Annotated in this window: 21 protein-coding genes; 12 read left to right on the forward strand and 9 right to left on the reverse strand. The window is 50.4% G+C overall.

Translation table 11 applies throughout. The features are described 5' to 3' along the window. Positions 1-74: 74 nt before the first annotated feature. Positions 75-2753 carry a hypothetical protein gene (locus LHL18_RS13085; RefSeq protein WP_226767403.1) on the reverse strand — a complete coding sequence of 893 codons (2679 nt, stop codon included), beginning with the start codon at positions 2751-2753 and terminating at the stop codon, positions 75-77. Between the two features lie 370 nt (positions 2754-3123). Here LHL18_RS13085 and phoB point away from each other — a divergent pair, with 370 nt between their 5' ends. Next, positions 3124-3810: a phosphate regulon transcriptional regulator PhoB gene (gene phoB / locus LHL18_RS13090; protein ID WP_134057767.1), complete on the forward strand. Its 687-nt coding sequence runs from the start codon at positions 3124-3126 to the stop codon at positions 3808-3810. 17 nt (positions 3811-3827) lie between these two features. Beyond that, positions 3828-5153, forward strand: coding sequence for a phosphate regulon sensor histidine kinase PhoR (gene phoR, locus LHL18_RS13095; RefSeq protein ID WP_226767404.1), 1326 nt, complete (start codon positions 3828-3830; stop codon positions 5151-5153). Positions 5154-5163: 10 nt separating this feature from the next. Here the strand turns inward: phoR and LHL18_RS13100 are convergent, their stop codons facing one another. The 7 genes from LHL18_RS13100 to LHL18_RS13130 all read right to left on the reverse strand — a co-directional run bounded on the left by LHL18_RS13100 (position 5164) and on the right by LHL18_RS13130 (position 13402). Then, a complete protein-coding gene (locus tag LHL18_RS13100; protein ID WP_226767405.1) occupies positions 5164-6036 on the reverse strand; it encodes a hypothetical protein in 873 nt (290 codons plus the stop codon). 15 nt (positions 6037-6051) lie between these two features. Then, a complete protein-coding gene (locus tag LHL18_RS13105; protein WP_226767406.1) occupies positions 6052-6954 on the reverse strand; it encodes an SDR family oxidoreductase in 903 nt (300 codons plus the stop codon). A 205-nt stretch (positions 6955-7159) separates the two neighbouring features. After that, positions 7160-7738, reverse strand: a complete 579-nt coding sequence (locus LHL18_RS13110) for a DNA-3-methyladenine glycosylase I (protein WP_226767407.1) — start codon at positions 7736-7738, stop codon at positions 7160-7162. A gap of 9 nt (positions 7739-7747) precedes the next feature. Beyond that, positions 7748-9052, reverse strand: a complete 1305-nt coding sequence (locus LHL18_RS13115) for an amidohydrolase (RefSeq protein ID WP_226767408.1) — start codon at positions 9050-9052, stop codon at positions 7748-7750. An 88-nt stretch (positions 9053-9140) separates the two neighbouring features. After that, positions 9141-10685, reverse strand: coding sequence for a Ppx/GppA phosphatase family protein (locus LHL18_RS13120; RefSeq protein ID WP_226767409.1), 1545 nt, complete (start codon positions 10683-10685; stop codon positions 9141-9143). Further along, positions 10685-12805: a polyphosphate kinase 1 gene (gene ppk1 / locus LHL18_RS13125; protein WP_134057755.1), complete on the reverse strand. Its 2121-nt coding sequence runs from the start codon at positions 12803-12805 to the stop codon at positions 10685-10687. The genes LHL18_RS13120 and ppk1 overlap by 1 nt, the downstream gene beginning before the upstream one ends. Positions 12806-12895: 90 nt before the next feature. Next, complete coding sequence (locus LHL18_RS13130; protein ID WP_134057753.1) at positions 12896-13402, reverse strand: glycine cleavage system protein R; 507 nt, start codon at positions 13400-13402, stop codon at positions 12896-12898. A 323-nt stretch (positions 13403-13725) separates the two neighbouring features. Here LHL18_RS13130 and phoU point away from each other — a divergent pair, with 323 nt between their 5' ends. The 3 genes from phoU (at position 13726) to LHL18_RS13145 (ending at position 16553) form a co-directional block, all read left to right on the forward strand. Beyond that, positions 13726-14436 (forward strand): phosphate signaling complex protein PhoU, encoded by a 711-nt coding sequence (gene phoU, locus LHL18_RS13135; RefSeq protein WP_134057751.1) that lies wholly within the window; start codon positions 13726-13728, stop codon positions 14434-14436. Positions 14437-14588: 152 nt separating this feature from the next. After that, the gene (locus LHL18_RS13140) at positions 14589-15266 is read left to right on the forward strand and encodes a TIGR00153 family protein (protein ID WP_134057749.1); all 678 of its coding nucleotides are present in this window, start codon (positions 14589-14591) and stop codon (positions 15264-15266) included. An 18-nt stretch (positions 15267-15284) separates the two neighbouring features. Then, entirely contained in the window at positions 15285-16553 is a 1269-nt protein-coding gene (locus LHL18_RS13145) for an inorganic phosphate transporter (RefSeq protein WP_134057747.1), read from the forward strand. A gap of 66 nt (positions 16554-16619) precedes the next feature. On the opposite strand, the gene LHL18_RS19805 is transcribed toward LHL18_RS13145, so the two are convergent. Beyond that, positions 16620-18872 (reverse strand): S8 family serine peptidase, encoded by a 2253-nt coding sequence (locus LHL18_RS19805; RefSeq protein ID WP_319004175.1) that lies wholly within the window; start codon positions 18870-18872, stop codon positions 16620-16622. Positions 18873-19188: 316 nt separating this feature from the next. Here LHL18_RS19805 and LHL18_RS13160 point away from each other — a divergent pair, with 316 nt between their 5' ends. The 7 genes from LHL18_RS13160 to LHL18_RS13190 all read left to right on the forward strand — a co-directional run bounded on the left by LHL18_RS13160 (position 19189) and on the right by LHL18_RS13190 (position 26275). Continuing rightward, positions 19189-20097: a hydrogen peroxide-inducible genes activator gene (locus LHL18_RS13160; protein ID WP_226767410.1), complete on the forward strand. Its 909-nt coding sequence runs from the start codon at positions 19189-19191 to the stop codon at positions 20095-20097. Between the two features lie 90 nt (positions 20098-20187). Beyond that, a complete protein-coding gene (gene queA, locus LHL18_RS13165) occupies positions 20188-21213 on the forward strand; it encodes a tRNA preQ1(34) S-adenosylmethionine ribosyltransferase-isomerase QueA (protein ID WP_226767765.1) in 1026 nt (341 codons plus the stop codon). A 265-nt stretch (positions 21214-21478) separates the two neighbouring features. Next, on the forward strand, positions 21479-22621 hold the full coding sequence (gene tgt / locus LHL18_RS13170) for a tRNA guanosine(34) transglycosylase Tgt (protein ID WP_226767411.1): 1143 nt from the start codon (positions 21479-21481) through the stop codon (positions 22619-22621). Between the two features lie 20 nt (positions 22622-22641). Then, positions 22642-22983, forward strand: coding sequence for a preprotein translocase subunit YajC (gene yajC / locus LHL18_RS13175; RefSeq protein ID WP_226767412.1), 342 nt, complete (start codon positions 22642-22644; stop codon positions 22981-22983). Between the two features lie 21 nt (positions 22984-23004). After that, positions 23005-24858 (forward strand): protein translocase subunit SecD, encoded by a 1854-nt coding sequence (secD, locus tag LHL18_RS13180; protein WP_226767413.1) that lies wholly within the window; start codon positions 23005-23007, stop codon positions 24856-24858. A gap of 10 nt (positions 24859-24868) precedes the next feature. Then, a complete protein-coding gene (secF, locus tag LHL18_RS13185) occupies positions 24869-25816 on the forward strand; it encodes a protein translocase subunit SecF (protein WP_226767414.1) in 948 nt (315 codons plus the stop codon). A gap of 81 nt (positions 25817-25897) precedes the next feature. Further along, positions 25898-26275, forward strand: coding sequence for a rhodanese-like domain-containing protein (locus LHL18_RS13190; RefSeq protein ID WP_134057733.1), 378 nt, complete (start codon positions 25898-25900; stop codon positions 26273-26275). Positions 26276-26279: the final 4 nt, after the last annotated feature.

Below are 26279 nucleotides of genomic sequence, written 5' to 3' on the forward strand. Positions count from 1 at the left end.
TTAAATGCCAGGCGGCACTTAACCTGATGGAATAAAAAAACACTGCCAGCAAGCACTGGCAGTGTTTAGCAGGTTTAGTCTTCTAAACCAACAGCCCAGCCTGCAGTCCAGTCATTACCTGGTTTTACTGCACCGACAAAGTCAACGGCGTCGAAGAAGCTGTCTACTGCTGTCATGTCTTTTGGCGCTGTTGCATCGATAGTAAAGATGCCATCCAACACGGCGGCCTGGTCTGCCGCTACGCTGTTGCCGGTCTGGCCCAGGAACCATTGCTCAGTCGTTGTGGTTGCGCTGACAGTGCCTTTGAAGGCTTCTGAACAGGCGATAACTGAGTTAGTCATGGTCAGTGAACCTGAGGCAGCTAAAGCACGAGACTCGTCAGATTCAATTTCCAGACACTCACCCATGCCAGCAGGGCCGGTGATAACAAAGTTAGCCAGTTGGGCATTGGTACCGGCGCGCAGTAACACACCTTCTGAATCGTCATCACCGTCGAAGGTGTTGCCGATAATGGTCATATTGGCAATAGTTGGGTTAGAAACCGGTGTCGCAGTGAAGTTGCCTGACTGGTTGTCGGCTTCGATACCACGGTTAGCCTTGGCACCATCAGCAGCATGTTTCACCAGTACGAACTGTAATTTACCGTTCCAGCCATCTGCCCAGTCAACTGAGTCATCGCCGTTAGCGGTTAATACAACGTTCTTACAGCTGATGCTACCGCCGAACATTTCGATACCGTCGTCCACGTTCTGGTGAACCTGGATATTGCTACATTTAGTGCCTGAACCTACACCAGCAAAAGTGATACCGTTCAGTTCATTGTCTGGCAACACTTCAAAACCAGCATGCTTTAGTACCACGTAGTTCAAGGTACCGCTGCTGTCAGCCGGGTTGTCACCACCGTAGTTGCCGGCGTCACCTTCTGCTGCTACCTGGCAGCTTGCTAAATCCGCTTGATTACATTTGTTTGATGGTGCTTTACCCAGTATTACCAGGCCACCCCACTGACCAGCAGCAGTTGGTGAACCAATAACATCCTGTACTGATGTCATCACGATAGGGTTAGCTGCAGTACCGTTAGCTTCAATTTTTGAACCGCGGGTTACTACCAGGAAATCAGCGCCTGATTTACCGAAAATACGTACGCCAGGCTGTACTGTTAAGGTTGCTGCAGTGGTGTTGTCCACACCAACACGTACACGGCCACTCAGTACATAGTCAGCACCGGCAGCCAATGTCACGTTAGTGGTGATGTCACCGGTCAGCTGGCAGTTTAAACGGCCGGTCAGGCTGTTAACTTCAGAGGTACCAGCAGGGCAGGCGGCTAAGTCGTCTTCCGGGTGAATACCAACAGTCCAGCCTTCGGTCCAGTCTGTAGTGCCGTCAAAAGCACCAATGTAATCTACGTTGTCAAACCATGGGTCAACGTTATTTGCGACATTGTAGCCATTACCCAGTGCCGGTGAATTGGGGGCTGGGATATAACCACCCAGCAGTGCATCACCGACGATATTGCCAGGCTGAGCACGGAACCATGCTTGTGCATCCAGGATAACGTTGTTGTTACCATCGACGCTGTTTTTAAACGGTTCAGCGCAGTCGATAATAGAGTTACGGAAGATAATTTCACCATTGCCAGCGTTGGTAACAGACTCATCGCTGTTAATCTCGAAACATTCGCCCATGCCAGCAGGGCCAGTGATCACAAAGTTATACAACTCTGCTGCGGTACCTGCGCGCAGTAATACGCCTTCAGAGTCATCTTCGCCGTCAAAGGTATTGCCGATAATGGTCATGTTAGCAATGCGCGGCTTTGACACCGGCAGTGCGGTAAAGTCGCTTGACTGGTTATCACCCTCAATACCACGGTTAGCTTTGGTATTGTTCGGGTTATGACGCACCAGCACGTGTTGTACGCGGCCAGTCCAGCCGTCTGCCCAGTCCAGAGAGTCGTCACGGTTGCCGGTTAATACTACGTGTTTCAGGTCAACAGTACCGCCGAAAAATTCTACACCGTCATCAAGGTTGTTATGTACCTGAATATAGTCGACAGTAGTGCCACGGCCTACACCGGCAAAGGTAATACCATTTAGCTCGTTATCAGGGATAACTTCAAAACCGGCATAACGTACCTGTACGTATTTTAAAGCACCGCTGCTGTCATCTTCATCAGCACCGCCGTATGGACCCGCTTCACCTTCGGCTTCTACCTGACAGTTAGCCAGATCAGCCTGATCACATTTATTAGTAGGCGCTTTACCCAGTAGTACCAGGCCGCCCCATTCTGCTGTTGACTCATCATCAGACAGACCAAGCATATCGTTTACAGATGTCATTACGATCGGCGCTGAAGCAGTACCTACTGCCTGAATTTTAGAGCCGCGGGCTACAACTAAATAGTCTGCGCCACTTTTACCAAACAGTGTGGTGCCTGGTTCGATGGTCAGTGTTGCGCTGTTAGCGTTATCGTTACCTACTGTGACCTTGCCATTTAATGACCAAACCACATCAGCAGTTAAGCGGGTATCAGCAGTAATGGTGCCGGTGATTTCACACACTGCTTTACTTACACCTGCCAGAGTTGAACCTTCAGTTGCAAATGCCGGGCAGCTGCTGGTTGGTGGAGGCGTACCGCCGCCATTATCACCGCCATCATTGCCATTACCGGCATTAACGACTAAGTCGCCACCACAGCCAGCCAGCATTAGTGCTGACGCTATTGCGCTTAGTTTTAACAGTTTGCGTAAAGCCATTACCATCTCTCCGTTGAGTTGTTATAGGTCGTGCCAATAAGTTGGGCGTACCCTACAACAGGGAAATGACGCTTTTATTACACTTAGATGGCTGTCACATAACGGTAATGGTCCAACCTGACTGCACTGGGGTTGCAGCGCTTTCTGTCAAAAAAAATTCATTTTAGTGTCATGTGTACTGGCAAAACTTAAGGTTTTAATTTGGTGAAGCTTGTTACTTATTTGTTTCTGTTTGCGTGGGGAGTCATCGGAGGGAATATTAACCTTACCTTTTCATAAAAATGTCATAAACTGCGGCAATACTATGCGCAGTAAATAGTTAGAGCAGCGCGGCAGCAACGCCGGCTTAAATCAGAGTGTGGTGGACGCTATGGCAAGAAAGATCCTGGTGGTGGAAGACGAAGCCCCGATTCGCGATATGTTGTGTTTTGTATTGGAGCAAAACGGTTATCAGGCGACAACGGCAGAAGATTATGATTCTGCTGTCAATGCGCTGATGGAACCCTATCCGGATTTGGTGTTGCTGGATTGGATGTTGCCGGGCGGCAGTGGCATTCAGGTAGCGAAGAAAATGAAGCAGCACGAGCTGACCCGTAATATTCCGATCATTATGATCACCGCCCGTGGTGAAGAAGAGGACAAAGTGCGTGGCCTGGAAGTTGGCGCGGACGATTACGTTACCAAACCATTCTCACCAAAGGAGCTGATGGCGCGCATTAAAGCCGTGATCCGCCGTGTCGCACCAACCAGCCTGGATGAGGTCATTGAAGTGCAGGGTCTGAAGCTTGACCCTGTTTCGCACCGGGTAATGGCATCTGATCAGGCACTGGATATGGGGCCAACCGAGTTTCGTTTGCTGCATTTCTTTATGACCCACCCAGAGCGTGTTTACAGCCGCGAACAGTTGCTGGATCATGTGTGGGGCACCAACGTGTATGTGGAAGACCGTACCGTCGATGTGCATATCCGCCGTTTGCGCAAAGCGATTTCTATCGCCGGGCATGATAGATTAGTGCAAACCGTACGGGGCTCAGGCTACCGTTTTTCAGCTAAGTAAGGTTAGTCGCCACTTCTATGCGTCAGCTGCTTTCAAAAAGGAAGGTGTACACCAGGCTCTTCCTTTTTTATTGTTTTATTGCTCTGGTGGGCCTTATTTCCAACAGCTTATTGCTGGCGCTGCTTATTTTCACCGTCGCGTTATTGCTCTGGCATTATCATCATTTATTTTTGATGGACAAATGGCTGTGGCGTGACCGTAAGTTGTCACCGCCAATAAGCGAGGGCATCTGGGGTCATCTGTTCGAAGGTGTTTACTACCTGCAGCGCCGTGACCGGCGTAAAAGACGCGAGCTGCGAAACGTGGTGCGGCGCTTTCGCGACGGCGCTGAAGCGTTACCGGAAGCCGTGGTCGTGTTGCGCGATGACTGGTCGATAATCTGGAGCAACAAGCTGGCGCAAATTCTGGTTGGGTTACATTGGCCGGCAGATGAAGGCCAGCGGCTGGATAACCTTATCCGGCACCCTGAATTCTTACAGTATCTTAAAACAGCAAAGTTTGAGTTACCCATTGAGCTGCCATCACCGGTCAATGATCAGCTAACGCTGGAATTTAATATCATGCCATACGGCATTGAGCAGTTTTTACTTATTGTGCGCGATGTCACCCAGCTAAAGCAGCTCGAGCAAATTCGTAAAGATTTTGTCGCGAACGTGTCGCATGAGCTGCGTACACCACTGACGGTACTGCAGGGTTATCTGGAAGTGATGGACGATGAACATCTGCCAGATAAGGCCATGTGGAAGAAGGCGCACAATGTAATGTTGGATCAGACCAAGCGGATGGATGCTTTAGTACAGCAGCTACTGACATTATCCCGCATTGAAGCCTCGGCCAGAGTACAGTTTGATGACGAGGTTGATGTACCGGCGATGCTGGCCAAACTGGAGCAGGAAGCACAGACCGTTAACCGTGATAAGCAGCACAGCATAGTGTTTGATATTGACCCGGAGTTAAAGGTGACCGGTGTTACTGAAGAGCTGCGTAGTGCTTTTTCCAATTTGGTGATTAATGCGATTAAATATACGCAAAACAATGGCGATATCCATGTCAGCTGGCAGCGACAGCATCAGAAAGCGGTATTTGCCGTCAACGACAATGGCCCGGGTATAGCACCACAGCATGTAAAGCGCTTAACCGAACGTTTCTACCGGGTAGATGAAGCCCGCGCCCGTAATACCGGGGGTACCGGCCTGGGGTTGGCCATCGTGAAGCATGTGCTGTCGCGTCATAACAGCCGGTTGATGATTTTCAGTGAACCGGGCAAGGGCAGTAGTTTCTCTTTTACACTGCCACCTGAGCTGGTGCTTGGCAACCGTAAACCAGCCAGAGCAAAAAAATAGTACGTGACAACTAAGATGCAGCGTTAACCGGAACGCCGGCTTTCAATGCTGCCCAGTGACGCTCTATCACCTTGTCTGCGGCCCTGCCCAATATATCCTGTTCCAACCCGTTTGCCTGACCGAGAAAGGTTTGCGCCAGCTCCCGGTCAGCCATCGCTGTAGCTACCAAGCTTGCCGCTTCGGCCACTGTCTGCGCGCCTTCGAAATAGCGCACGTGGTGGCTGTTATCGACAAGTAATTCGTCACTGTCATTACACCACTTGGTAAATACCCGTTTGGTCAGCTCTTGTGATCTGGCCTGAGGCCCGCCAAATACGATGTAAAAGGTATCTGTAGCCGCTTTGCGGTAGCGCTCGCAAATAACACCTAATTGCTTGTGCAAGTGTGTTACTTCATCGGTGGCGCTTAATGTAATCAATTTTGAAAACAGCGGTTGCAGTGCATCAGCATAGTGTTGGATATGCAGGTGAGTAACGCAATTTTGCTCGGCAACATTATTTAGCAGCTGACGAATGGCATTGAGCATATCTTGTCCTGCTGACGGCAGTGTCATGGCTTGTAGCTGCTGAAGGTAGTCCCGCAGTAGGGTAATTGCCTGTGGCAACGGCATATGCTGCAAACTATAACTCGCAGCCAGCGCACTGTGGGCCAGTGCTTTTAGCTGATGATAGTTATCACCGTTCACCGGATAATGTTTTATCTCACTGCCGCAGCAGCTTATCAAATCGCTGCCACTGCGGATAATCAGCAGCACCTCACCTGCAGTGATCTGCTGTTCAAAATAGTGCTTTCTTTTGGCATACAGCTGATAAAAATGCTGGTTAAGAGCCTGCAGTGGTGACAATACTGCTGGTGCGCCGGTATCTTCAGGTTGATTGCTCATTACATTGCCTGCGTATCAAGGTAAATGTTCACCACCGGTCACGCCTATCACTTCAGCGGTAACGTAACTTGACTCCTGCGACGCCAGATAAACGTAAGCCGGAGCGAGCTCTGCAGGTTGTCCCGGGCGGCCCAACGGTACGTGCTGGCCAAACTGCTGTAATTTTTCTGCCGGTTGGCCACCACTTTGCTGCAGTGGAGTCCAGATTGGACCAGGTGCTACCGCATTTACCCGAATGCCCTTGTTTATCAGCATTTTCGCCAGGCTTTTGGTAAAGCCGGTGATGGCACTTTTGCTAGAGGCATAGTCCAGTAAGCCAGCTGAGGGTTGGTAAGATTGAATTGATGTGGTGTTAATAATGCTGGCACCGGCAGGCATGTGCGGCACAGCAGCTTTACTCAACCAGAACATAGCAAATACGTTGGTCGCATAGGTTTTTTGGAACTGTTCGCTACTTAAATCGGCCAGTTCTGCAACAAATTGCTGTTTACCGGCGTTATTGACCAGAATATCAAGACCACCGAGTTTGTCTTTTGTCTGCTGCACCAGTGATTGGCAGAATTGCTCATCCGAAATATCCCCCTCAATCGCCCAGGCCTGAACATCAGCCTGTTTCAATTGCTCGAGTGCCGTTTCACCGTCCTGCCGTTCGCTGGGCAAATAATTAATGACCACATCTGCGCCTTCCCTGGCAAAAGCAATAGCCACAGCCCGGCCAATGCCCGAGTCACCGCCGGTGATCAATGCTTTACGTCCTTGCAATCTGCCACTGCCCTGATAACTGTCCTCACCATGGTCGGCACCGGGTGACAATTTTGCATCCAGCGCCGGGTCAGGTTGAGATTTGTCATAGTGGGTGTTGCCGGTGCTGTACTGAGTGCGGGGATCTTGCATACAAAACTGGTTACGCTTAGCCATTGCGCTTCTCCTTTTGCTGAAAAACAGTTATTTAGCAGCAAGCAGATTCTGTGCCTGTGTGACAACGTATACAGAAAGTTGAATGAAACCAAGTGTTAATAAGGGTTGTAGCAGTATGATTGGTCTTATTTCAGTTTGCAGACAATTAACAGGGTGAAGATTTTACCGCAGCTTCGGGTAAAACTTTCACCTGCAGTTGAAACTGTTAACGCGTTGTGCAGTAGTTTTTTCTAAAGCAATCGTTGTGATGATCATTCACCATGCCGCAGGCCTGCATATGGGCGTAGATAATGGTTGAGCCGACAAACTTAAAACCACGCTTTTTTAAATCTTTGCTCATGGCGTCAGACTCCGGGCTGGTGGCGCGGTAATCTGCCGGGCCGGCGATGCTGTTTTGTTGTGGGCTGCCGTTTACAAAACGCCACTGGTAGTTGCTGAAACTGCCAAACTCAGCCTGAATTTCCAGAAACCGGGCTGCGTTGTTAATCGCTGCCGCGATTTTCAGCCGGTTACGGATAATGCCGGGGTTTTGCATCAGCTCGGCCGCTTTTTGCTCATCAAAAGCAGCGACTTTTACCGGGTCGAAATTGGCAAAAGCAGCTCGATAGTTGTCGCGTTTTTTCAGCACCGTATACCAGCTGAGTCCGGCCTGAGCTGCTTCCAGCGTCAGAAACTCGAACAGCCGGTTATCATCATAAACCGGTACGCCCCATTCGGTATCGTGGTAGGCAACATAGTCCGGTTTGGTTAAATCTACCCAATGACAGCGGTGAGGTGTGTTCATTACTACTCCTTATTCCGTTGCCGGTGGTTTTGCCAGATAATCCAATGCCAGGCCGGTTAGTGCCCGCACGCCATTGACTAAAGCGTCTTCGTTCACATCAAACATCGGCGAATGGTTTGGCGCGACCTCGCTAAGTGCTTTGCCATCGGGAGAAATACCGAGGAAGAAAAATACCCCCGGGATTTGCTGCTGATAAAACGAGAAGTCTTCCGCGCCGGTAATAGGTTTTACCGATGCAACGCCTTTATCGCCAGCTGCCCATTTCAGGCTCGGCATCGCCCACTCTGTTAAAGCCGGGTCATTCCAGGTCACGGCGGCAAAGTTGTGTACATGAAATTCAGCTTCAGCACCACTGGCTTTGGCGATATGTTCACTGGTGTGCGCCATACGGTTGATCAGATCTTCGCGCATATCAGTGTCAAAAGTGCGGATCGTGCCTTCAAGCTTCACATCATCGGGAATAATATTCCAGCGAATACCACCGTGTACCTGGCCAAATGACACTACAGCCGGCGCTTTGGTGACATCAATCTGCCGCGCCGGTATCAGGTTAATCGCATTAATCAGCTGGCCGGTCACATTGATAGGGTCTATGCCACGCCATGGCGATGAGCCATGCACCTGCTTACCTTTTACTGTGATCTGAAAGCTGTCAGCGGCTGCCATAATACCTTCGGTCTTAACCTGTATCTGACCACTTTCGCCCGGCCAGACATGCAGGCCAAAAATCGCCGATGGCGCCGGGTTAGCAAATAAACCTTCGGCCAGCATCATCTTGGCACCGCCTTCTTCCCCCGCCGGTGGGCCTTCTTCGGCGGGCTGGAACACAAACATAATGGTACCGGCAATGTCGGCCTGCTGCTTTGCCAGTACTTCTGCTGCGCCCATTAACATAGCAACATGGGCGTCATGGCCACAGGCATGCATAACACCAGTTTGCTGGCCATTAAACTCGCTGACCACTTTAGAGGCGAACGGTAAGCCGGTTTGTTCGGTGACCGGCAGCGCATCCATATCCGCGCGTAGCGCCACCACAGGGCCGTCTTTGCCACCTTTTAAAATACCGACCACACCGGTATGCGCGATACCGGTGCGCACTTCCAGCCCTAGCTTTTCCAAGTGCGCGGCAACTTTTGCAGCAGTACGTACTTCGCGGTTCGACAGCTCCGGGTGCTGGTGTATGTCCCGGCGCCAGCTGATCACTTTAGGCATCACCTGCTCAATATGTTTACTCAGCTCCGGCCGCTGTTCTGCAGCAGTGTAAAAGGAGGTTAGCAGCGGTAATAAAACCAGACTTAACATAGACCTGCGCATAGTGACTCCATCTTGATAAGCGATGGCATTACCTTAAGCGCTCAGGCTGAAAAAGCCAAGCGCTTTGGCATTTATCGTGACGTTTACGCTAGCTTAATACAGTACTGCTGGCAGCCAGCTCAGGGCAATCGAGTACAAAGGCAATTTTCTTCAGCGCTTTTTGCTCTGCCGCCAGATCGGCAGCCAGCAAGCTTTGCTGGGTTAACCAGTCGCGGCCTAAATTCAGTTCCAGCGTCTGCATAGCGGCATTGGCAGTAAATTCCGGCAATAAATCATCGCGGCGCTTTTGGTTCAGCAGCACGGCCAGACGCAGCAAGACTAAAAGACACACCACCTGTGATAGCTGGTACAGGCTGAATACCGGCATGTCATCGAGCCGGATTTTACGGCGGTGAAACCGCACCAGCGTAGCGATAAGCTGCTGCTGTTCCTGGTTAAAACCAGGCAGGTTGGCGTTTTGCAGAATATAGGCTGAGTGCTTCTGCACCCCTGAGGAGTTAATGTGCAGGCCAACTTCGTAGAGTGTTGCGGCCCAGCCTAATAACATGGCGTCTTCATCATTAAGTTGCCACACGCTGCGTACCTGGCTGAACAGTTGCAGTGCGGTATTGCGCACCCGCTCGGCCTGCGCCATGTCCACATCATAGCGGCGCTGCATACTGGCGACGCTGTGTTCGCGGATATCCAGATGCTGCAGCCGGTCGCTCATTTCGTACAGCACGCCTTCGCGCAGCGCGGCATCAATGTATACCAGCTGGTCTATCTGCAATAAATTAAAGGCGGCAATCAAAATAGCCAGGCCGGAGCAAATCAGCAGTTTACGATCATCGGTTAAGCCTGGCAGATCAAGTTGGTAACTGTTTTCCTGCGCAACCAGATGATCTTTCAACGCCAACAGATGCGTCAGTTCCAACGCATTATTACTTAGCCCAAGGCCGATAATGATATCGCGAATGGTTTTAACGGTACCGGAGGTACCCACAGCCTGTTGCCAGCCTGCGGCTTTAAAGCTGCTGACAATCGGCTCCAGCTCCTGCTCTGCCTGCAAAATGGCGCGGGCAAAACGTTTTTCGCTGATACGTCCCTGCGCAAAGTGCTGCATCGCGTAACTGACACAGCCCATATTACGGCTGCTCAGGCGCAGCGGCTGTAGCCCCTCGCCAATGGCAAATTCGGTACTGCCACCGCCAATATCGATGACCAGCCGGCGGCCGCTGAAATGTTCGAAATGGGCCACACCCTGATAAATAAAACGGGCTTCTTCCTGGCCGGAAATCACTTCTATCGGAAACGGAAACACTGTTCTGGCACGGCGTAAAAATGTCGCGGCATTTTTCGCCCGCCGCAGCGTATAGGTAGCTATTACCCGCACCGATTGGGGGGCAAAGGGTTTAAGTGTATCGGCAAACTGGGCCAGTACGCTCAGACCGCGTTCGATGGCTTCTTCACTTAATACCAGCTGCTCGTTCAAGCCCTCGGCCAGCTGCACTTTTTGCTTTTCCCGGTGTAGTAGCTGAATGTCGCCATCTACCACCCGGGCAATCACCATATGGAAGGAGTTAGAACCCAGATCAACTGCAGCCATATAGGCTTGCTGATCGGGGCGCTCTGTATCATGTACCGTATCGTTCATTAAAGCCCGCTGTCGCTGTGCTGCCCTTGCTGGCGGGCAAAATACTCGTAGATCTGCTGCTGTGAGCGGATGCTGCGTTTATTGCCGCGTTTTACATAGGCGTTACTTTGTTTGGCATCAATAATACGTGCCTTTACATTGTCCCGCCACTGAATATCCAGCGTATCCAGCACTTGTTGCTTTAAGCGCACATCGTAAATCGGTACGCCCACTTCTACCCGTTGGTCAATATTGCGGGTCATCCAGTCGGCGGATGACAGATAAACATCAGTTTCGCCGCCGTTATGAAACACATAAATGCGGGCGTGTTCTAAAAAGCGGTCAAGCACCGAAATGATTTTGATGTTCTGGCTTTTACCGGCAACACCCGGCATCAGCGAGCACATGCCGCGCACGATAATACGAATTTTGACACCAGCCTGGCTGGCCCGGTACAGCAGATCGACAATTTGCTGGTCAACCAGATTATTCACTTTCAGGAAAATCTCGGCTTTGCGGCCACTAATAGCAAAATCAATTTCGCGTTGGATCAGTTGTATTAACCGTGGCCGGCTCCAGGTAGGGGAGACGATCAGATGGTTAAACTGATAGGGCCGGTAACTGTATTCAATAAACTCAAACACCTGACCAATTTCAGCAGTAATTTCCTGATGGCAGGTAAACAGGCTCATATCGGTATAAATGCGTGCGGTTTTCTCGTTAAAGTTACCGGTACCAATATGGCCATAGTGCATCAGCTTGCCTTTCTCCATCCGACTTATCAGACAAAGCTTGGAGTGTATTTTCAGCGTGGTTAAGCCAAACACTACCTGGATACCGGATTCGGTCATTTTACGCGCCCAGTTGATGTTATTTTCCTCATCAAAACGGGCTTTCAGTTCAACCACCACTGTGACTTTTTTACCGTTACGCACTGCATCAAGCAACGAGTGGATCACGCGGGAATGCTTGGCGACACGGTACATGGTCATTTTAATGTGGGTGACTTTAGGGTCGAACGACGCCTGGCGTACCCATTCGGTAAAATAGCCGAAGTTGTGGTAAGGGTAGTACAGCAAAATATCACCGGCCCGTATGGCATCAAAGCTGGTCGCGTACTGCTCAAACTCGGGGCTTTTCAGCGGCGGCAGCGTCGGGAACTCCAGGCTTTGATGGCCGATATTCGGAAAGCCGATAAAGTCTTTGAAGTTGCGGTAGCGGCTGCCGGGAATTAACGAATCTACCGAGCTGGTACCGAGCTGTTTGCTCAACACTTTTAGCATTTGCTCTGGCATGGCGGCATCATAAACCAGCCGCACCGGTTCAGATTTCAAGCGCTGGCGAATGCCTTTTGACATCTTATCAATCAGGCTTTGGTCCAGGGTATCGCTGATATTGTATTCCGCGTCACGGGTCAGTTTCAGCGAATACGCCTGAATAGCGTCAAACTCAAAGAAACCGGAGAATAAATCCGCTATACAATGCACTATTACATCGTCCAGCAGCAGGATCTGCCGGCGGTAATGGCCATTCTTCTTGCGGGTATTTAAATGCAGCGGTAATTCGATAAAGCGCGATAATTCATTGGTCGGTACCTGCACTATCGCATATTCCGGTTTATTGGCACCGGTCATTTCAACCATCAGATAAGTGGTGTTATCTTCCAGCGCCTTGGGCAGGCTGACCTCGTCGCCGGACAGGATCATCGGCGAAATATGTTTTAATACCTCATCTCGGAAGTAACTGCGTACCCAGCCAGATTGCAGCTCAGTCAGCTTAAAGTTATCAATCAGTTCAATATTGTGTTTGCGCAGTTCCAGCTGAATATCCAGATAGATGGCGTTAAAGCGGGCGCCCAGTTGTAATACGGTTTGCTGGATTTCATGCAGCAGGGCTTCGGCATCTTCCTGCTCGCTGCTCTGGTATTTTTTCAGCAGAATACGGCGTTTGACATCGGCTACCCGTACGCGGAAAAACTCGTCCATATTGTTGGAGTAAATACCGAGAAAACGCAGCCGCTCAATAGGTGGGTTACGTTCATCCGCGGCTTCCTGCAGCACACGGCCGTTAAACGCCAGCCAGCTCAGTTCACGCGGGTAAAGAGGAAATTCAGTGCCACTTGCGGCGTCGGTGTGTTCCATGGTCCAGCTCCCTGACTACAACTGGGGTTACTCTATGGCATTTTTATGACAGCAAGATGAATGCAGCCGCGAAGCGGCTGCAAAAAGATTTCAGATATCGGTTTCTATATCTACAACAATGTCAGTGGCGATGGCTTCCAGTGCTTTTACCACTTCATCACGGCTGACGGTTGATGGCAATTCAACAGTAGCAACGGCATTAAATAATGGTACGCCCCAGTTTGGCGCGCTTTGTTTACTGCTTTCAAAGTGCACTATATTTGTGCCTTTATGTTTAATCACGGACGACAACTCACGCACTATACCTGGCCTGTCATTGCCGGTAATGACGAATTTCAGGTGCTGCTGCTCATTCAGACTACTGGACATACCATGCTGAATGCGGATATCCAGCTCAGTAATTTGTTCCAAAGCACTGGTCAGGGCTGGCAGATCCTGCTCTGCGACTTCTATTTGCAGGATACCAGCGAAGTAACCTGCCAAATGACTCAGGTTGCTGGCCATCCAGTTACCATTATGTGAGCTGACAACGGTAGCCAGTTTCTCGACTAAACCAGCTTTATCTTTACCTATTATTGTAAGTACTAACTGCTTCATTCAATATCTTCCTGTCATACCTTAACAATGATTGTGGTTGTTATTGTCCCCAATTAAGACATAAAAAACGGATAACGCCATCAGAGTGTAGCCGCAGACGTTACATTTTTAAATGTATTGCCAACAATATATGTAAATTTAGTGATTTAGCGTTTGTCCGGTTTTTATACAGTGATGAAGTGCAATCGCAGCAAGACAAGAAAAATTAACTTTTAACTGCTGCCACGTTACTGGCACAGCCGGTCGCTTTCTGCCTATACTGAGCGCATAAGCAGTCGCTGGCTGACGAGGCTGGCAGAGTATTCACACTAATGGAGAGCGCAGTGGATAAGCTCAATTTAACAAAACATATTTCCAGTTCCTTCAATGAAGAAATTGATGAGGTTCGCAACCATGTTATGGCCATGGGCGGACTGATTGAGCAACAGTTGAATAATGCCTTGGCGGCAATAGCGACGGCAGATGCTGAGCTGGCGCAAAAGGTGATCGACACTGATTTAAAAGTCAACGACTGGGAGCTGCAGATAGACCGTGAATGCACCAGTATCATTGTTAAGCGCCAGCCGGCTGCCAGTGATTTACGCCTTATCATGGCGATTATGAAAACGATTGCTGATTTAGAGCGTATCGGCGATGAAACCCGTCGTATTGCCAGAGTTGCACTGGAGTCGTTTAACAGTGAACAGCAGGATTTACTGGTCAATCTGGATAATCTTGGCCACCATGTTGGCCAGATGTTGCATGACGTACTTGACGCCTTCGCCCGTATGGATATTGAAACGGCTTTACTGGTGCATAAAGAAGATAAGAAAGTTGACCGCGAATACGAAGCTATTACGCGTCAGTTGATGACCTATATGATTGAAGACCCGCGCTCAATTCCCAAAATCATGAATGTACTGTGGTCAGCCCGTTCTCTGGAGCGCATCGGTGATCGCTGCAAAAACCTGGCTGAGTATATTATCTTTTTTGTCAAAGGTAAGGTTGTGCGCCACAGCAGTGCCGAGAAACTGGAGCAAGAAGCACGTAGCTGATTTTCAAGTATTTTTACTGTACATCCGAAACGCCCTGACTAGACTTCAGTTCAGGGCGTTTTCATTCTGCATTCATTTTTCGTTTTTCTTGCGTTATGAATGCCGCTACAATGCGCGCCGACTACAGTCAAACCAACTAACGAGGCCAGGCTATGCCAGCTAGTACTTTTTTATCCGTGTTTGCTAAATCACCGATTAAGCCGATAGAGGAACATATCCGCAAGGTGCATCAGGCAAGCGAATTGTTGCTGCCGTTTTTCGATGCTGTATATCAGCAAAACTGGCAACTTGCTGCGGACGTACGCAAAAACATCGTGACGTTGGAAAAGGAAGCCGACAAATTAAAGCGCGAAATCCGCATTAACCTGCCACGTGGCCTGTTTCTGCCGGTAGACCGGACCGATATCCTGGAACTGGTCTCGCAGCAGGACAAAATCGCCAACAAAACCAAAGACATTACCGGCCGCGTTCTTGGCCGTGAACTGTTGATCCCAGTCAGTTTGCAGGAAGGCTTTAAAGCTTATGTTCAACGCTGCATTGATGCCACTAAACTGGCCAGTGAAGTGATTAACGAACTGGACGAGTTACTGGAGACTGGCTTTCGTGGCCGTGAAGTCGATCTGGTGATCAAGATGGTTGAACAGCTGGATATGATCGAAGGTGATACCGACGATATGCAGATTAAACTGCGTAAAGCTCTGCGTCTGGCTGAGCAGGAACTAAACCCCATCGATGTGATGTTCTTATACCGCACTCTGGAGTGGGTTGGTGATTTAGCCGATGTGGCGCTGAAAGTGGGTTCGCGTCTCGAGATTATGTTAGCTCGTTAATTATAAAAGGTTTTCCTGATGGATATTATACAGTCATATGGTCTGATCCTGGTGATTATCGCGGCCGTGTTTGGCTTTTTCATGGCCTACGGTGTTGGGGCAAACGATGTTGCCAACGCTATGGGTACCTCAGTCGGCTCTAAAGCGCTGACCATTAAACAGGCAATTTTCATTGCTGCTATTTTTGAGTTTGCCGGCGCTTATCTGGCAGGCGGTTCAGTAACCTCGACTATCCGTGGTGGTATTACTGATGCCTCGTTTTTTGTTGATACACCAGAGCTGATGGCGTACGGCATGATAGCCGCATTGCTTGCCGCTGCGACCTGGCTGATTGTCGCGTCATATTTTGGCTGGCCGGTTTCTACCACGCACTCTATTGTTGGCGCTATTATCGGTTTTGCTGCCGTAGGCGTAGGTGTTGACGCGGTACACTGGGATAAAGTCGGCGGTATCGTTGGCAGCTGGGTAGTCACACCAATGTTAGCGGGCGTTTTAGCATATATGTTCTTTATGAGTGCACAGCGGCTAATTTTCGATACCGATAACCCTTTGGCAAATGCGAAAAAGTATGTGCCTTTTTACATGGGGTTTGCCGCCTTTGTTATGACACTGGTGACAGTGCAAAAAGGCCTTAAACATATTGGTTTGCATATCAGTACCGCCGAAGGTTATTACATTTCTCTGGCCTTGGCTGCTGTGGTGGGTGTTATTGGTAAAGTGGTGATCAGTAAACTGAAGTTTGACCCGGCCGCTGATAAGAAGATGCAGTTTAACAACGTTGAGCGTATTTTCGGTGTGTTGATGATCACTACTGCTTGTTGTATGGCGTTTGCGCATGGCTCAAATGATGTCGCTAATGCTATAGGCCCGCTGGCGGCTGTTGTCAGTGTGGTTAGCTCTGGCGGTGAAGTGGCAGGTAAAGCGCAATTAGCCTGGTGGATTCTGCCACTTGGTGCCATCGGTATTGTTATTGGCCTGGCAACCTTGGGCGCGCGCGTTATTAAAACCGTAGGTACTGCTATTACCCATTTAACCCCGAGCCGGGGCTTTGCGGCAGAGTTGTCGGCAGCTTCTACCGTAGTTATCGCTTCAGGTACCGGTTTGCCTATATCGACGACGCAAACATTAGTTGGTGCCGTGTTGGGTGTGGGTTTAGCCCGTGGTATCGCCGCGCTTAACTTAGGCGTAGTACGTAATATCTTTATTTCCTGGGTGATTACGCTGCCGGTGGGTGCGGGTTTGGCGATAGTGTTTTTCTTTATTCTGAAAAGCATATTCAGTATCTGAATTACTGCGTAGACAGTTTAAAAAAGCCCTCAGTGTGAGGGCTTTTTTGTATCGGCTTGCCGTAGCTTATGGCTGGTATTCACTGGTCAGTGTTAAGCCTGTTACGGCGCGGTAAGCATACACAGAGATATGCCATACACCGGCCTGTGGTGCGTTGATGACACAGGTTTCGCTATTACCATTTTTATTCGGCCTGCAGTCATAGCTACCGCTGCTGGGCTGGCTGCCATATTTCACATATAAATCAGCATCACCACGACCACCGCTGATGTCTACTGTTAGTTGCGACATGCCTTCTGGCACGTCCAGCGTATAGTGCTGCCAGCTGCGGCGGGCAATATCAATATCTGTGATCGTCTCACCGCCGCCATCAGGTAGATCTGCCCCGCTGAAGCTGCCGGTCAGGCTGACGCCAGCAAAGTCGCTGTAACCGATTAGTTTGACGTAATAGATACCCGCTTGTGCCGGGTCGATAGCGCAGCTCTCGTTATTGCCAAATTCATAAGGCCGGCAATCCCAGTCTGACGCCGTAGGCTCACTGCCAAATTTGACATACATGTCGGCATCGCCTGTGCCGCCTGCCATTACAAAAGACAGCTCAGAAGCGTCTTGCGGTACCGTCAGGCTGTAAAGCAGTTCTTCACCGGCACCGCCCGAAATATCAGGCACTGTCTCTCCATTCTCCAGCTCAGTAGCAACCGGCGGCGGAGGCGGTTCAATATCATCACCATCGCAGCCGAATTCTGCCAGGTAATCCACCGCTGCTTTCGCCTGCACCAGGCCATAGCCATAAGACGTATCACGGCCGGCATTGCCTAAATCTTCCGCTGTCACGCCAAGCGCACTGCGGATCTGGGCATTGGTGCAGTCCGGGTAATGGCTCCAGACCAGCGCCGCCACCCCTGCCACATGCGGCGATGCCATCGAGGTGCCGTCCATCAGACCGTAGTTTGACGGTTCTGCAACAATATTGGCCTCGTTGGCCAACTCCCCAAGCAATAGTTGACCATCCTCCTGTGACACACTTAAGGCGATTATATTGGTGGTTGGGTTATCACCCAGCGTGCCGCTGAAATTGCCCGGCTCATTGTTGTAAATTACCGCGCCGATGCCGCCACCCGCCTGACAAGCCTCTACTTTCTGTGAAAAGGGGACTTCGCCGCGCTCAAGCAAACATATTTTGTCGGTAACATCAGTACAGGTGCTTGTGCCCAGGCCGCAACTGGCCAGCTCGGCATTGAAGTTAGCCATGGCCGAACCTTCCAGCGGGTTAGTGCTATAGCTAGTGGTGCCAATCGTTAACCCCGTGTCCAGGCCTGTACCGGTAGGGTAAGCGCTCAGCACCGCTACGCCCGGGCCAGCAAGCTCAACCTGACTGTTGCGTTGTGAAAAGTCAGCATGAGCTTTACTGTCGTCCACTGCTGCAACCGACACTACCGAGTCATAAGATGCCGGGTAAGACAGTGCGGTATTGCCATCATTACCTGCCGCAGCAATCAGCAGTACATTGGCATCATACGCAGCTTGCATAGCATTGCTCTCGGTCGTATTAGAGCCAGCGCCGCCAAGGCTCATATTAATAACCGAAGCACCGTTTTGTACGCAGGTGTCTACAGCATGCGCCAGCGTGGAGGAATAACCCCAGCCATCATCGTTAAACACTTTCACAATGTGCAGTTTCAGATTACCACTTGGCATAATGCCAACAATGCCTACATCGTTGTTCAGCGCGGCGATCGTGCCTGCAACGTGTGTACCATGGGCACCACCGGCATCAAACCAGTTGCCGGTACCTATATCGTTGCTGCCGCTGATATTCGCGTCGTTAAAGTCTTCATGCGGTAAGCCAAGGCCAGAGTCAATAACACAAACGGTTTGATTTGATGCAAACTGGTCGCTTACCAGATCTGCTTGTACCAGCGCATAACCGTAAGGCTGCTGTTGCATCATGGGGTAACGCGGCAGGTCGGCTTCAACATATTCGACAGCCGGATCCGCTTTGACCTGCTGCAGGGTTTTGGCATCAAGCTGGGCAGCGATAGCATTACGGGCAGCTAGTATATGATGTATCCGGGCGCCTTTTTGTTGCAGTAATGCACTGCTGGCTTGCAGCTGTTGCAGCGCAGCATTTTTTCCTGCCTTGTTCTCTGTGCGAAGCCCGGTTGTGTTTACTGCTGCTTTATATTTAATAATGTAGCGGCCCGCTGCAGCTTGTTCTGCTGCCTGTTTGATATTATCTGCCTCCGCGGCAGTTGCCATGCTGATACTGGCTGCCAGCATGCTGACAGTGGCCAGCAAAATATGAGGTGTTCTGGACATGTTCACCCTCCAGGTGATTGTTATCATTGTACTTTGTATTACCCGGTACAACGCGTACTGCTGGACTCGCAAACGGGAGGCGATGGATTGTCTGGCCGCACCACTTTCATTAGTACAGCCTGATAAATACGCTATAACAAATGAAAATATATAACAAACAAATATTTTACAAATATTTGATATTGTAATGTGCGGCTAGTGATAAAGCGGATGTTATCGCGCTAAACCAATGCACAGGCTTGCATGGCTGCAGCATCAGGCGTACAGTTTAAACACTTATATAAACGTTAAATGCATTTTTTAATCGGAAATTACAATGAAACGTTTGCCCAGCATTAAGCAGTTGCAATATTTACTGGCGCTACACGAACATCAGCATTTTGGTCGGGCCGCAGAGGCTTGTTTCATTGGCCAGTCTACACTCAGTGCGGCCATTGCTAATCTGGAAGAGACTATGAATGCGCAGTTGTTGGAGCGCGATCATAAAACGTTTATTTTTACCCCGCTGGGCGAAGATGTGGTGCGCCAATCCCGTTACATTATTGAGCAATGTGAAGAGCTGACCGATTTTGCCAAGTGTCAGGGTAAGCCTATGGCCGGGCCGTTCCGTCTCGGTTGCATTCCTACTATCGCGCCTTTTGTACTAAGCGAGGTGATGGCACTGTGCCGGGAACGTTATCCCGAATTGCAATTGCTGCTGCGTGAAGATACGTCAGATAACTCCTTGCATGCTCTGGCTGAAGGCCGGCTGGATATGGTGTTGCTGGCGCTGCCTTATGAAACCGGTGCTTTTCACACTGAAGTGCTGGCGCAGGATGCATTTAAATTGGTGTTGCATAAAGACTGGCTGGACAGAGGCTTTAATCAGGACATCAGCCAGTGGCCGGATGAAAGTATCTTTTTACTTGAGCGCGAGCATTGTTTAACCAATCATGCAGTAAAAGCCTGTGAGCTTGAAGACAGCCGTAAAGTGAACCCGTTTTTTGCCACCAGCCTGCATACCTTAACCCAGATGGTGAACAATAAACTGGGTGTGACCTTTATGCCAAAGATGGCGATTAACAGTGGTCTGCTCGATGGCACTGAACTGATTACCCAGTCGCCGGGTACTGCGGCTGCATATCGTGATATCGGTGTAGCCTGGCGGCCTACCTCAACCAAAGCGCACAGCTATCGTTTAATGGCCGATTTGATAGCCCAGGTGTTGGTACAAAAGTGCAAATAACGTCTGCGTTCTGCTAAAATGCCGGCTGTTTTTATACAGCCGTGCCCTCTGGTCGGTAAAGCCAAGGAACCCTCTATGTCTGCAAAAAGTATGCAAGTCAAAGACTTTTCGTTTGAGCTGCCTGAGCAGCTTATTGCCCGTTTTCCCAAAACTGAACGCTCATCCAGCCGCCTGCTGGCGATGGATAAACAAAGCGGTGAATTAAGCCACCATATTTTCAAAGACTTAGCAGACTTTTTGCAAGCGGGTGATCTGCTGGTGTTTAACAACACCAAAGTGATACCAGCGCGGTTATTCGGCCAGAAAGCCTCTGGTGGTAAAGTCGAAGTACTGGTTGAACGTATGTTGGATAACAAACGCTTTTTAGCGCATGTACGGGCCAGTAAGGCGCCTAAACCGGGTACCGAATTACTGCTCGAAGGCTCAGCCCGGGTCATGATGAACCAGCGCAATGACGAACTGTTTGAGCTGGAAGTGACAGGCGACGAGCTGGTACTGGAAATGTTAGAACGGCTGGGGCACATGCCGCTGCCACCTTATATCGACCGGCCGGATACCGAAGAAGACAAAGCCCGCTATCAGACCGTTTATAACGAAAAACCGGGTGCAGTGGCGGCGCCAACAGCCGGGCTGCATTTCGACCAGCCGCTACTGGATAAACTCAAAGCGAAAGGCGTTGAGTTTGCTTATGTCACGCTGCATGTCGGTGCTGGCACCTTTCAGCCGGTGCGGGTGGATAACGTACTGGAGCATAAAATGCATGCCGAGTATATCGAGGTGTCAGAGCAGGTGGTTGATGCAATAGCGGCCTGCAAAGCCCGTGGCGGACGGGTAGTGGCAGTGGGAACTACCTCAGTGCGTTCACTGGAGTCGGCCGCACAGCAGGGCGGTGGTAAGTTGATTGCCTACAACGGCGATACGCAGATTTTTATCTACCCGGGCTATCAGTTTAAGGTGATAGATGCGTTGATCACTAACTTTCATTTACCCGAATCAACACTGATTATGCTGGTATCGGCGTTCAGCAGCCGCGAGCATGTGATGAACGCCTACGAAACGGCTATTGCTGAGCAATACCGTTTTTACTCTTATGGCGATGCGATGTTTATCTACTAACAACAGCTTCGCATGCAAAGAGGGGATATCGAGGTGTAGGGCCTACGGCAGGGAAATCCTTATTCCGCCGCCTTCGACAGCACGTCCCAGTGCTGTCTCAGCCTCCGCGGCATCCCTGCCGCTGCTGCATAAGAACACCCCGCCATAGCCTTATACTTAACAGTATCACTCTGAAGGCTGCGCTATCGCTTAGTTTATCGGGATTTAGCTGCTATAATCGCGGCGCAAAAAAGCCGGACTGTTTCTCTGGCGTAAGAGGATAACAATGAAATTTGAATTAGATACCACAGATGGCAAGGCCCGCCGTGGCCGGCTGATCTTTGAACGTGGCGTGGTGGAGACGCCTGCTTTTATGCCGGTAGGCACTTATGGCACCGTTAAAGGCATGACGCCGGAAGAGTTGGAAGCAACCGGTGCGCAGATCTGTTTGGGTAATACCTTCCACCTAATGTTGCGCCCAGGCACTGAAATTATTAAAAAACACGGCGATCTGCACGATTTTATGCATTGGCATAAGCCTATTCTGACCGACTCTGGTGGCTTCCAGGTGTTTAGCCTCGGTGAGCTGCGTAAAATTACTGAAGAGGGCGTCAAATTCCGCTCGCCGCTGAATGGCGAGCGCATCATGTTAACGCCAGAGCGCTCGATGGAAGTGCAGCGTGATTTGGGTTCAGACATCGTCATGATCTTCGACGAATGCACGCCGTATCCGGCAACTGAGCAGCAGGCGAAAAAATCGATGGAAATGTCGCTCCGCTGGGCCAAACGCAGTAAAGATGCGCATGGTGATAACCCGGCGGCACTGTTTGGCATTATTCAGGGCGGTATGTACCCGAACCTGCGTGATGTATCGTTAAACGGTCTGGAAGACATCGGCTTTGATGGCTATGCCATTGGCGGTTTGTCGGTAGGCGAACCTAAAGCAGATATGATCCGCATTCTCAACCATACCACCGATAAAATGCCGGCCAATAAGCCGCGTTATCTGATGGGGGTGGGTAAGCCGGAAGATATTGTTGAAGCCGTGCGCCGTGGCATAGATATGTTTGACTGCGTAATGCCAACCCGTAACGCCCGCAATGGTCATTTGTTTGTCAGCACTGGTGTGGTAAAAATCCGCAACGCTAAATACAAAGACGATATTGGCCCACTGGACGCAGAATGCGACTGTTACACTTGTAAAAATTATTCCCGCGCATATCTACACCATCTGGATCGCTGCAACGAGATCCAGGGCGCCAGATTAAATACCGTGCACAATCTGCATCACTATCAGAAACTGATGCAAGGATTGCGCAGCGCGATAGCCGCTGGTACTTTGGATGAGTTTGTCGCACAGTTTTATACCAAACGTGGCCTGCCGGTACCGGCACTGGACGCGGTTGATACTAATAAAGAACACAATTAATCACAATTAAGGGGACACTTATGAGTTTATTTATCAGCAATGCGTATGCACAAGCTGCACCAGCCGGCCAGCCACAGGGTGGCGGTTGGGATCTTATCATCATGCTGGTGGCGTTTGGTCTGATCTTTTACTTCCTGATTTACCGTCCGCAGGCTAAGCGCGTTAAAGATCACCGTAACCTGATGGCTGCACTGGCAAAAGGCGATGAAGTGTTAACGCAGGGGGGGCTGGTTGGCCGCATCAGCAAAATAGCGGATGACAAAGACTATGTTGTCATTGCCCTGAACGACAGCACTGAAGTGACAGTGCAAAAAGCTGCTATCAGCGCGGTTTTGCCAAAAGGCACGCTGAAGTCACTGTAAGCCACACTGAAGGATAAACAGGTGTTAAATCAAAACCCCGTTTGGCGCTACCTGGTGGTTGTCGGCATGTTGTTGCTGGCACTGGTGTATGCGCTGCCAAATTTATACCCGGAAGATCCGGCGCTGAATATCAGCGCCACCCGCGGTGGTACTGTATCGGAAGACATTCGTGCCCAGATTGAGCAAGGCTTTACCGAAGCCGGTATTACCACTAAAGCGGTCGAGCTGGATAACGGCCAGGTGCTGGCGCGTTTTAACAGCACGGAAGATCAGCTGCAGGCCCGTGAAGTGGCCAGCCAGTTACTGGGTACTAACTACATTACCGCGCTTAACCTGGCACCGGCTACACCCGACTGGCTAACCAGCATTGGTGCTTCGCCGATGAAACTGGGCCTCGACTTACGTGGTGGTGTGCATTTTCTGATGGCTGTCGATATGAAAGCGGCGCTGGATAAAAATCTGAACGACATGGTGCAGACATTCCGCACTGATCTGCGTGAAGAGAAAATCCGCTACCGTACCGTACAGGCTGATTTAGCCAATGGTCAGGTACAGCTGAGCCTGCGCAGTGTGGAAGATGTTGCTGCCGCCGAAGCTGCGCTGAAAAAACGTGACCGCGAACTGGTGTTCACGCCAGGCGCTGACGAGCTGACAGTGCTGGTTAGCATCAGCGAAATCCGCTTAAAAGAAATCCGCGAATATGCATTAGAGCAAAACATCACCATTATCCGTAACCGGGTAAATGAAATTGGTGTTGCCGAGCCACTGGTACAACGTCAGGGCGCAGATCGTATCGTGGTGCAGCTGCCGGGCGTACAGGATACTGCTCAGGCCAAAGAAATCCTGGGTGCTACGGCATCGCTGGAATTCCGTCTGGTGGATGAAGAAGGTGACCTGGCTGCCGCGCTGGAAGGCCGTGTACCGCCTAACGCCGAGCTTTATTACACCCGGGACGGCCGTCCGCTGTTGCTGGAAAAGCGTATCATGTTAACCGGTGAGCATATTACCGGCGCCAGCTCAGCATATGACGAATACAGCCGGCCTCAGGTTAGCATTAAACTGGATGCCAAAGGCGGCAATATGTTATCCGCGGCAACGCGTGACAGCATCGGCCGGCGCATGGCGTCAGTGTTTATCGAATATAAACCCGGTACTGAAATTGGTGCCGACGGTAACCCTGTGCTGGTTAAACAGCAGGAAGTGATTAACGATGCAACTATTCAGGCGCGTTTAGGCCGTGATTTCCGTATTACCGGTATCAGCTCACCGGGCGAAGCGCAGAATCTGGCAACCTTGTTACGTGCCGGTGCCCTGATTGCACCTATTCAGATTATTGAAGAGCGCACCATAGGCCCAAGCCTGGGTAAAGAAAATATCGAACTGGGTGTTACAGCAATTCAGTGGGGTATGGTAGCTGTACTGATCTTTATGGTGATTTACTATAAAGCCTTCGGTATGGTGGCTAACCTGGCGCTGGTAGCTAACCTGATACTGATTGTCGGTGTGATGTCGATGATCCCGGGTGCAACACTAACCTTACCGGGTATGGCAGGTATTGTATTAACCGTTGGTATGGCGGTTGATGCGAACGTTTTGATCTTCGAGCGTATACGTGAAGAGCTGGCCGAAGGCCGTTCTGTACAGCAGGCGATTCATCACGGTTACGATCGTGCGTTTGCCACCATTGCCGACTCCAACATCACCACCTTACTGGTGGCGTTGATCCTGTTCGGTATCGGTACAGGCCCGGTTAAAGGCTTCGCGGTTACACTGGCAATAGGTATTCTGACCTCTATTTTCACTGCGGTGGTGGGTACTCGCTTGTTAGTCAATTTATTCTGGGGTGGCCGCCGCGTGCAGTCACTGCCGATATAAGGAGTACGGCATGCAAGTATTTAACTTTAAGCAATCGCTGAATTTTATGCGCCTTAAGTGGCCGGCAATAGTATTGTCGACGCTGCTGATTCTGGGATCTTTCGTGTCCTTCTTTACTAAGGGCATTAACTGGGGCCTGGATTTCACCGGTGGTACTGTTATCGAAGTTGGCTTTGCCCAGTCGGCAGATTTACCAGCGGTGCGCCAAACGCTGACGGCGGCTGGCTACGGCGATGCGGTAGTGCAGCTGTTTGGTACCAGCCGCGATGTGCTGATCCGGGTGCCTCTGCGTACCGACGTTGATCAGTCCACGCTGGGTGACAGTGTTATCAAAGCACTGAACGCTGCGCAAAGCGAAGCAGTTACCATGCGCCGTATCGAGTTTGTCGGCCCAAGCGTTGGTGAAGAGTTAAAAGAAGATGGCGGCCTGGCAATGCTGGTCGCGCTTATCGGTATTTTGCTGTACGTGACGATGCGGTTTGAATGGCGTTTGTCTGTGGGGGCAGTGCTGGCGTTGTTCCACGACGTAACACTGACCATGGGGCTATTCTCGGTATTGGGGCTGGAGTTTGACTTAACCGTGCTGGCAGCAATACTGGCGCTGATAGGTTACTCGATTAACGATACGATAGTGGTATTTGACCGTATCCGCGAGAGTTTCCGTAAACTGCGCGACACCAGTGTCGATGACACTATCAACGATGCGATTACCTCAACATTAAACCGTACTGTTATTACCTCATTAACGACAGTATTGGTGTTAGTGGTGCTGTTTTATATGGGCGGCGCGCTGATCCATGGTTTTGCCACAGCATTGCTGTTCGGTATTGCTATAGGTACTTACTCTTCTATCTATGTGGCCAGCGCCATTGCAGAAATTCTCGGCATCAGCCGTGAAGATATGCTGCCGCCGCCTCCGGTAGAGAAAGAAGGCGAAAATACTGACGCGCTGCTGTAACCTAAGCCGTAAAGATGCTAAAAATGCCAGTCAGTGACTGGCATTTTTTATGCGCACAGAATTAACAACAGGTGGTGACAGATGAGCAAACAACATGCGCCCGGCTTCGTGGCCCTGGTAGAACAGGCCAAAAGCGAGATTAATGAAATCAGCATTGACGAGCTGCTTGAGCATAACCAACCTTATGTACTGCTGGATATCCGCGAAGATCACGAATGGGATAAAGGCCATCTGCCCGAGGCGATGCACTTAGGCAAAGGTATTATTGAGCGCGATATTGAGCAGACGGTAGCCGACAAAAAGCAAAAAATTGTACTGTACTGCGGCGGTGGATATCGTTCGGCGCTGTCAGCGCAAACGCTGCAGCAAATGGGCTACCAGAATGTCTACAGCCTGGCTGGTGGTTACCGGGAGTGGTGTGAGCGCAACCTGCCACTGGAAGTGCCGGCGGTAAAATAACGGA

The organism is Rheinheimera aquimaris (genome assembly GCF_020531985.1).
GTDB lineage: Bacteria > Pseudomonadota > Gammaproteobacteria > Enterobacterales > Alteromonadaceae > Alishewanella > Alishewanella aquimaris.

What these genes read in the sequence shown, in the direction of transcription:
- tgt (WP_226767411.1), top strand. Translation starts at nt 21,479, where the DNA reads ATGAAATTTGAATTAGATACCACAGATGGCAAGGCCCGCCGTGGCCGG.
- phoR (WP_226767404.1), top strand. Translation starts at nt 3,828, where the DNA reads ATGCGTCAGCTGCTTTCAAAAAGGAAGGTGTACACCAGGCTCTTCCTT.
- LHL18_RS13110 (WP_226767407.1), bottom strand. Translation starts at nt 7,738, where the DNA reads ATGAACACACCTCACCGCTGTCATTGGGTAGATTTAACCAAACCGGAC.
- LHL18_RS13145 (WP_134057747.1), top strand. Translation starts at nt 15,285, where the DNA reads ATGGATATTATACAGTCATATGGTCTGATCCTGGTGATTATCGCGGCC.
- LHL18_RS13190 (WP_134057733.1), top strand. Translation starts at nt 25,898, where the DNA reads ATGAGCAAACAACATGCGCCCGGCTTCGTGGCCCTGGTAGAACAGGCC.
- LHL18_RS13115 (WP_226767408.1), bottom strand. Translation starts at nt 9,052, where the DNA reads ATGCGCAGGTCTATGTTAAGTCTGGTTTTATTACCGCTGCTAACCTCC.
- LHL18_RS13140 (WP_134057749.1), top strand. Translation starts at nt 14,589, where the DNA reads ATGCCAGCTAGTACTTTTTTATCCGTGTTTGCTAAATCACCGATTAAG.
- LHL18_RS13100 (WP_226767405.1), bottom strand. Translation starts at nt 6,036, where the DNA reads ATGAGCAATCAACCTGAAGATACCGGCGCACCAGCAGTATTGTCACCA.
- yajC (WP_226767412.1), top strand. Translation starts at nt 22,642, where the DNA reads ATGAGTTTATTTATCAGCAATGCGTATGCACAAGCTGCACCAGCCGGC.
- LHL18_RS13130 (WP_134057753.1), bottom strand. Translation starts at nt 13,402, where the DNA reads ATGAAGCAGTTAGTACTTACAATAATAGGTAAAGATAAAGCTGGTTTA.
- LHL18_RS13085 (WP_226767403.1), bottom strand. Translation starts at nt 2,753, where the DNA reads ATGGCTTTACGCAAACTGTTAAAACTAAGCGCAATAGCGTCAGCACTA.
- LHL18_RS13160 (WP_226767410.1), top strand. Translation starts at nt 19,189, where the DNA reads ATGAAACGTTTGCCCAGCATTAAGCAGTTGCAATATTTACTGGCGCTA.
- queA (WP_226767765.1), top strand. Translation starts at nt 20,188, where the DNA reads ATGCAAGTCAAAGACTTTTCGTTTGAGCTGCCTGAGCAGCTTATTGCC.
- LHL18_RS13120 (WP_226767409.1), bottom strand. Translation starts at nt 10,685, where the DNA reads ATGAACGATACGGTACATGATACAGAGCGCCCCGATCAGCAAGCCTAT.
- phoB (WP_134057767.1), top strand. Translation starts at nt 3,124, where the DNA reads ATGGCAAGAAAGATCCTGGTGGTGGAAGACGAAGCCCCGATTCGCGAT.
- ppk1 (WP_134057755.1), bottom strand. Translation starts at nt 12,805, where the DNA reads ATGGAACACACCGACGCCGCAAGTGGCACTGAATTTCCTCTTTACCCG.
- secF (WP_226767414.1), top strand. Translation starts at nt 24,869, where the DNA reads ATGCAAGTATTTAACTTTAAGCAATCGCTGAATTTTATGCGCCTTAAG.
- LHL18_RS19805 (WP_319004175.1), bottom strand. Translation starts at nt 18,872, where the DNA reads ATGTCCAGAACACCTCATATTTTGCTGGCCACTGTCAGCATGCTGGCA.
- LHL18_RS13105 (WP_226767406.1), bottom strand. Translation starts at nt 6,954, where the DNA reads ATGGCTAAGCGTAACCAGTTTTGTATGCAAGATCCCCGCACTCAGTAC.